The sequence below is a fragment of the Clostridium sp. Cult1 genome, assembly GCF_021655095.1.
In the GTDB taxonomy this organism is placed as follows: domain Bacteria; phylum Bacillota; class Clostridia; order Tissierellales; family Tepidimicrobiaceae; genus Schnuerera.
Genome location: NZ_PPXW01000001.1, coordinates 140,235 through 147,467, shown reverse-complemented (window position 1 = coordinate 147,467; position 7,233 = coordinate 140,235). Strand labels below are relative to the sequence as shown.

At 31.1% G+C, this 7,233-nt stretch carries 7 protein-coding genes; 1 reads left to right on the top strand and 6 read right to left on the bottom strand.

Annotation, left to right across the window (positions count from 1 at the left end):
• Positions 1-310: 310 nt before the first annotated feature.
• Entirely contained in the window at positions 311-1,228 is a 918-nt protein-coding gene (locus C3E89_RS00655; protein WP_236910581.1) for a selenium metabolism-associated LysR family transcriptional regulator, read from the top strand.
• A 77-nt stretch (positions 1,229-1,305) separates the two neighbouring features.
• On the opposite strand, the gene C3E89_RS00650 is transcribed toward C3E89_RS00655, so the two are convergent.
• The 6 genes from C3E89_RS00650 to ftcD all read right to left on the bottom strand — a co-directional run bounded on the left by C3E89_RS00650 (position 1,306) and on the right by ftcD (position 7,223).
• Positions 1,306-1,968 (bottom strand): response regulator, encoded by a 663-nt coding sequence (locus C3E89_RS00650; protein WP_236910580.1) that lies wholly within the window; start codon positions 1,966-1,968, stop codon positions 1,306-1,308.
• Between the two features lies 1 nt (position 1,969).
• Positions 1,970-3,133: a sensor histidine kinase gene (locus C3E89_RS00645; RefSeq protein WP_236910579.1), complete on the bottom strand. Its 1,164-nt coding sequence runs from the start codon at positions 3,131-3,133 to the stop codon at positions 1,970-1,972.
• A 13-nt stretch (positions 3,134-3,146) separates the two neighbouring features.
• Positions 3,147-3,608, bottom strand: coding sequence for a chemotaxis protein CheW (locus C3E89_RS00640; RefSeq protein ID WP_236910578.1), 462 nt, complete (start codon positions 3,606-3,608; stop codon positions 3,147-3,149).
• 83 nt (positions 3,609-3,691) lie between these two features.
• Positions 3,692-4,822, bottom strand: a complete 1,131-nt coding sequence (locus C3E89_RS00635) for a TMEM165/GDT1 family protein (protein WP_236910577.1) — start codon at positions 4,820-4,822, stop codon at positions 3,692-3,694.
• Between the two features lie 218 nt (positions 4,823-5,040).
• Positions 5,041-6,315, bottom strand: a complete 1,275-nt coding sequence (gene hutI, locus C3E89_RS00630) for an imidazolonepropionase (protein WP_272876543.1) — start codon at positions 6,313-6,315, stop codon at positions 5,041-5,043.
• Positions 6,316-6,326: 11 nt separating this feature from the next.
• Positions 6,327-7,223 carry a glutamate formimidoyltransferase gene (gene ftcD, locus C3E89_RS00625; RefSeq protein WP_236910575.1) on the bottom strand — a complete coding sequence of 299 codons (897 nt, stop codon included), beginning with the start codon at positions 7,221-7,223 and terminating at the stop codon, positions 6,327-6,329.
• Positions 7,224-7,233: the final 10 nt, after the last annotated feature.

Genomic DNA, 7,233 nt, shown 5'->3' with positions numbered 1-7,233 from the left:
TGTTTAATTATTTCTTACTCAAAGTACTTCACACTGTTTAGTTGTCTAGGTTCATTTGTTGGCTTCTTCTGAAGCCGACTTTTATACTATAACAAATTTCAAAACTGTTGTCAAGAAGTTTTTGCATTTTTTTATTTTCTGGTTTCTTTCAATTTCATGCTCAACCTGACAGCTATTTTAATATACCAAGTTTTTTTGCTTTTGTCAATAACTTTTTCTATTAAAATTTAAGTTTTCATTTTTTATTAACTCTGATAGAATAAATATGTAAGTTTAAATACTGAAATTCTATAGAAAGGGTGATATTGACTTGGATTTAAGACAGCTTGAAACTTTTATTGAAGTAGCTAATTCAAAAAGTTTTTCCCGTGCCGCTGAGAAACTATATATAACACAGCCTACCGTTACCAATCATATACAGAATTTAGAGAGGGAGTTAGGTTCCTTACTAATTAATCGTTCAGGCAAAAAAATTTCGCTGACAGATGCGGGACTTCTATTTTATAAGTATGCTATAAATATTGTAAACTCCTGTGAAATGGCAAAGTTCGATTTAGCAGCCTTTAAAGGGCGTATTCAAGGCCATCTTCATATATATTCTAGTTCAGTACCTAGAAAGTATATTATTCCTAATATAATTGATGGCTTCTTGAAAAAGTATCCTGATGTTACTTTTACTTTAGATGATAAGGATTCAAAGAGTGTAATAAAAAATATTTTAGGTGGAGATACGGACTTTGGTATTGTAGGTGCAAGATATCCTTCTAATAAGCTGGACTATATCGAGTTAATAGAAGACAGATTACTAGTAATTACACCTAATACTTCAATATACTCAAAACCGAATTATTCCTATTTAGATATAGATGAAATTCTTAAAGAAAGAATAATTTTTAGGGAGGAGGGGTCTGGTACTAGGAATCTATTAGTTAATATTTTAGAAGAAAACAAAATAGGTATCGATAATTTAAATATAATTGCTTATGTAGAAGATACTGAGGCGATTAAAGAATTGGTATCGCTAGGGGTAGGTATAAGTTTCTTATCCGAAAGGGCAGTCGTATCCGATATTGAATTAGACAAATATAAAGTATACTACATAAGAGAAATGGATTTAAAAAGAAAATTTTATTTTGTTTATCACAAAAAAAGGCAACTTTCTCCTCTAAATGAAACTTTTAAATCCTTTGTTCTTGAATATATTAAAACTTTTGATACTTCTATATGAAATACTTTCCCCAAACCTTCGTTGAAGTGTTCTATTGAATGATAAAGAAACCAAAGAGATCTTTCCCCTTGGTTTCTTTAAATCTTTTTAATATTGTTTTTAAAAGCAAATATTGCTGCTTGTATTCTATCGTTTACCTCGATTTTTTTGAATATACTAGAGACATGATTCTTTACTGTTTTTTCACTTATATATAATTTTTCCGCAATGTCTTTGTTATTTAACCCTTCAGCTATTAACGTTAATACTTCGTACTCCCTTTTAGTCAACAATCTTATTTTAGCTAGTTCTTTATTTATTTCAACATCATTTTGACCTAAATCTTCTACCAACATAGATGCTATGCTAGGCTGAATATATGATTTGCCATGATTTACATCTCTTATTGCCTTAATTAAGCTATCGGCATCTGAATCCTTCAGAACATATCCGTCAGCACCAATTTTCATAGTTTCAAATAAGTATTCTTTGTCTTCGTGAATAGTTAACATGATAACATTAGACTTAACTCCCAAATCTTTCAATCTTCTCAAAACATCTATGCCATTCATTTTGGGCATATTTATATCTAACAATATAACATTTGGATTATATTCTAAAGCCTTATCTACTGCATCATTACCATCTCCAGCTTGAATTATTACATCTATGTCTTCTTCTAACTCTAATAGCTGCTTTAATCCTTCCCTCATTAATACATGATCATCAGCTATCATTACAGATATTTTTTCACATTGCATATTAACTTTCCTCCTCTGGTAACATAATATAGATATTAATTCTTGTGCCTTTTCCTGGCGAGGATTTAATCTCTACATTGCCTTCAAGCAATTCTACCCTCTCTCTTATGCTGATTAAGCCAAAACCTCCTACTGTACCATTGCTAACTTTATTAACTTCATCTACATTAAAGCCAATTCCATTGTCTGTTATGGTTAAATTTAGTCTTGTTGGTGAATATTCAATACATATTCTAGCATCTGTTGCCTTTGAATGTTTGAAAATGTTATTTAACGACTCTTGAACAATTCTAAACACTGCTACTTCCATAGCTGAATTTAGGTTGACAACATCTCCAATAACACATAGTTTTACATTTATTCCACTATAATCAATAAAATTATAAATATATCTTTCTAATGTTGGAATTAATCCTAAATCATCTAATGACATTGGCCTTAAATCATAGATTGTTTTTCTTAAATCCTTAAGAGTACTCCTAACTATAGTTTTTAGATTTTGGAACTCCTCCTTGGATTTCTCCCTATCAATATCCATTAACCTTTCGCATATTTCTGTTTTTAACAATATATTTGCCATAGATTGAGCTGGACCATCATGTATATCTCTAGCTAACCTTTCCCTTTCTTCTTCCTGAGCTTCTATTATCTTTATTCCTAAAACCTGTCTTTTATTTAAATGATCCACCGTAAACAATATTTCATCTAAATTTCCCTTAAGGTATTCAGTAGCTACACTAACAGATTTTCTCACATTTTCAGCTTTTCTATAAACTTCAATAGCAGATTTTAATCTAAGCTCTTCTTCTTTTCGTCTTTCTATTAATCTTTTTTCCTCTTCTCTTTTTAGAAGCAACCGAATTCTAACTTCGTTGGCTTTATCATAGGCTATCCTTAGATCCTCTTCAGTATATATATTGAAGTTCTTACTTACATTTGAAAGATAGGCTCTGCCTTTTCTCTCTTCAACTTCTAATAGATCTACTTCCCTTATTACTTTATCTACCCTCTCTTTAATTTCTAATAATTCTTTTTCAATTACCTTTACATCATCTCTTGCATATTCGACAATTTCAGTAATTTCTTCTTTACTATTTTCAATGGAATATATAGTTTCCTGCAATATTTCATTTATTCGTTCAACTTTGGAAGATGTATTTGCCACTACTTACACCTCTTTATTCTATTTCCATCATTTCAATCTGATCCTTTTCTTTATCAGTTAATATTTTATGTAAATCCAAAAGTATCAATAATCTATCTTCTCCAATTTTTCCAACACCTGTTATAAAACGTCTATCTACTTCTGATATTATATCGGGAGTTGGATCTATCTGATTATCGTCTAATCTTATAGTCTGTGACGCTTCATCGACAATAAATCCTATTTCTTTTTCTTCAATATTTATCACAATTATTCTAGTATCTTTAGTAACATTAAAATCATCTAATTTAAATCTTTTCTTTAAATTAATTATAGGAATTACATTTCCTCTATAATTTATTATTCCTTCTATGAATTCTGGAGCATTTGGTATGTTAACAGATTCCTGATATGGTATTATTTCCTTTACATTCATTATATCTATACCAAACTCCTCTGAATCCAAATTAAAAACTACATATTGGCTTTCAGCCATATTAACCCCTCCTTCTTTGTTTCTTGTTCATTCTATATTATTCTACATAAAACTTCTTTATCCTTCTTTATTTTTAAAATATTTTAATTAAATGAATTTAGCTTGTTTTTTATCTTATTTTCTAAGTTTCTCCCTATATAATAATTAATCCTTTTAACATTTCGAATATACTTTGATAAATCTCCATCAAACCTAATATTTTGGCCTAATAAAATTGATTCTAAAAAATTTTTGATTTGATTAATAATAAACTCTTCATCTTTTATCCTACCGTATTCTATATAATCAGCTATTATTAAACTTAAAGCTTCCGTAACTTTATCTTTATCAAAATCTTTGGTAGTTAATTTTGAAGAGTCCTTATTTTTTTCAATAAAGTACTGTTCATTATCCCTTGCTTCCTTAAGAAGTTTCTTTGTATAGCCTATTATGCAATCATCACCAGAACAATCTCCGCATATACCTTCTCCAAGGCAAATTTCATCTACTGCCTCCTTTAATGCTTTTGTTTGACTATATAGAATAGTGGCTACTTCCTTTATAGGAGAATATTTGGAATACTTTTTTTTAGCAATTAATCGTCTAGTCAATATTAAGTAAATAGATAAAATTAAGATAAAATAGAGCCGAATATTAAAGGGAGTTAATATTTTTATCGGTACCCAATTATAAAGCTTTAATGTTCCAAAAAAAATAAATACCATAGATGAAATAATTTTTATTGAAATGTCTGGCATTTTATCGCCAATTTTAATTCCTATAAATATACCCAAGCCACTTGTTCCTAGCATTCCTAAAATAGTTCCACATAAAATAAAAAATGGATAATTCCCTTCTGCGGATAATGTCATAGCTGTAAGTTGAGTTTTATCTCCCAATTCTCCTATAAAAAATGCTAAAGCTACAGTAACTATTGGCCCCAAGGCTTTTTTATTTTCTTTCTCTTCTAATTCTTCTTCCCTTAATGCCAAGAGTCCGAAAATAACAAACATAACTCCTGCAACCAATTGGATTGTACTCATAGGAATCCATTTTGATAGATATTGACCTAATACTATAGCTAAACCATGGTTTAGAAAAACCCCAATAGCTACGCCAGCTAAAACATCTTTAATTTTGTAATGGGTTGCAAAAGTCATGGCAATTATCTGTGTTTTATCTCCCATTTCTGCAGCAAATATTAAAAGAAATGCTCTAATTAATTCAGTAATCATGTTTTTCTCCTTTTCTTTACATTAGTTAATGTTATTAATTATGTTCATAGGATTCAATCATAAAAAGACTTTTAGTTCAATAGTGATCTCTATTAAACTAAAAGTCTCGCTTCCCTTCATAAAGGTAAATAGGACCAGGTATATTACCAGCATGTTGATCCCATTTTAGTAAAAATACTATAGCTACTCCCCTTTAGTATACTTATTTAAATACTATTTTATAGGATGTTTCTAAATTTATCAAATACTAGTTTGCCACTTTTTATAACTTTATCTGTATGGTTTATGCCAAAATGGTAGATAATATAATCCAAATTTGGTGCATCAAATATAACCAAATCTGCTTTTTTACCTACTTCCAAACTACCTATTTCTTCTTCTAATTTCAATGATGCTGCGCCATTGATTGTAGAAGCTGTTATTACTTCTTCTGGAGTCAGCTTCATAATTATAGACGCAAAACTCATAACTAGCTGCATATTTTCCGTAGGGCAACTACCTGGATTATAATCTGTTGATAGGGCTACTGGTACACCCTCTTCTATCATTTTTTTTGCTTGAGCAAATTTTCCAGATTGTAAGTTGAAGGAAGTTCCAGGAAGTAAATTAGCTATTACCCCTTTCTCTGCCATCATTTTTATTCCTTTTACACTTGCAGCAACTAGATGATCTGCTGAAATACATCCAACTTCTGCTGCTAATTCTGCTCCACCTAAAGGTTCAATTTCATCTGCATGTACCTTGGGCAGTAATCCATGCTTTATGCCAGCTTCTAGTATTTCTCTAGTTTCCTCTATTGAAAAAACTCCTTTTTCACAGAATACATCACAGAATTTTGCTAATTTCTTATCTGCTACCTGTGGAATCATTTCATTAATTATTATACCAATAAAATCTTTTGGGTTGTCTTTGTATTTTGGTGGTATAGCGTGAGCTCCCATAAATGTTGATACCACATCTACATGATGTTCCTTATTTAATTTATTTGCTACCTCCATTTGTTTGATTTCTGTGTTAAAGTCTTCTAATCCATATCCGCTTTTTGCTTCTACAGTGGTAACTCCAAAACCCAACATTATATCTAAACTCTTTTTAGCTTTATCGTAAAGCTGGTCAAAACTTGCTTCTCTAGTGGCGTTCACCGTACTATGAATCCCACCACCAGCTTCTAGTATATCTAGGTATCTAGCCCCTTTTAATTTCATAGATAATTCATGCTCTCTTGATCCACCATGGATTAAATGGGTATGTGAATCCACAAGACCTGGTGTCACAGTTTTACCTTCCCCATCTATAATAATAGTGTTCTCATGGGTTTCAATGTCTAATGGTAGTTCACCTTTGCCAATATAGATTATTTTATCTCCCTTTATAGCCACTACTCCATTATTGATAAGACCAATGTCCCTCATTTCTTCCTTTACCCTCGCCCTATTAGGTCCTTTTAGTGTTATTAAATTATCTATATTTTTTATAATAATATCCGCTTTCATCATATCACATCCTACTCAAACATTCTTTTTTCAAGAATTTGGCTGGAATCAAAGTTTTCTAATCTTAAATAGTAGTCTGCTACATCCACTAAAGCTTGCATTGGTACTAATCCTATAATTTCGCTCCCTATAACATTTACGCCATATCTCCTAGCTTCCCTTTCTATAGTATCAAATACCCTAAATAAAGATGTCTTTGTATAATCAACCATATTCATAGAAACTTGAACTATATCTCTTTCAGTTATTTCTAATCCTATGGCCTTACAATATGTGAATCCACCTGTTCTGGCCCTTACTACCTTTGCAATTTTCTTTGCAATTTCTAAATCCTTTGTTGCTAAATTTACATTGAATGCAACTAAAGGCATTCTAGCCCCTACAGCTGTTACTCCTGCTTTTTCATTCAAGGTATTTGGTCCAAAATCTGGCTGCCATTCTTTTTGCTGAAGTTTCTCTGCCATTCCCTCATATTGACCTCTTCTAATATCTGCTAGGTTTTCTCGTTCCTTAGTCCTGGCAGATTTTTCATATAAAAATACGGGTATTCCTAACTCATCACCAATCCTCTGTCCTAATTTCATAGAATACTCTATACATTCTTCCATAGTTACATCAGATATTGGGATAAGTGGTATAACATCTGTTGCACCCATCCTTGGATGGCCTCCTGTATGGCTCTTCATGTCTATTAGCTCAGCTGCAACTTTAGCAGCATTAAAAGCTGCTTCTATAACCTTTTCTGGCTCACCTATAAAAGTTACTACAGATCTATTATGATCCTTATCCATAGAATAATCTAAAAGCTTAACTTCATCCATTATTCTTATTTCTTCTACTATTTTTTCAACTATTTCCTTATTTCTTCCTTCACTGAAGTTAGGTACACATTGAACTAATCTTGCCATTAGTATCTCC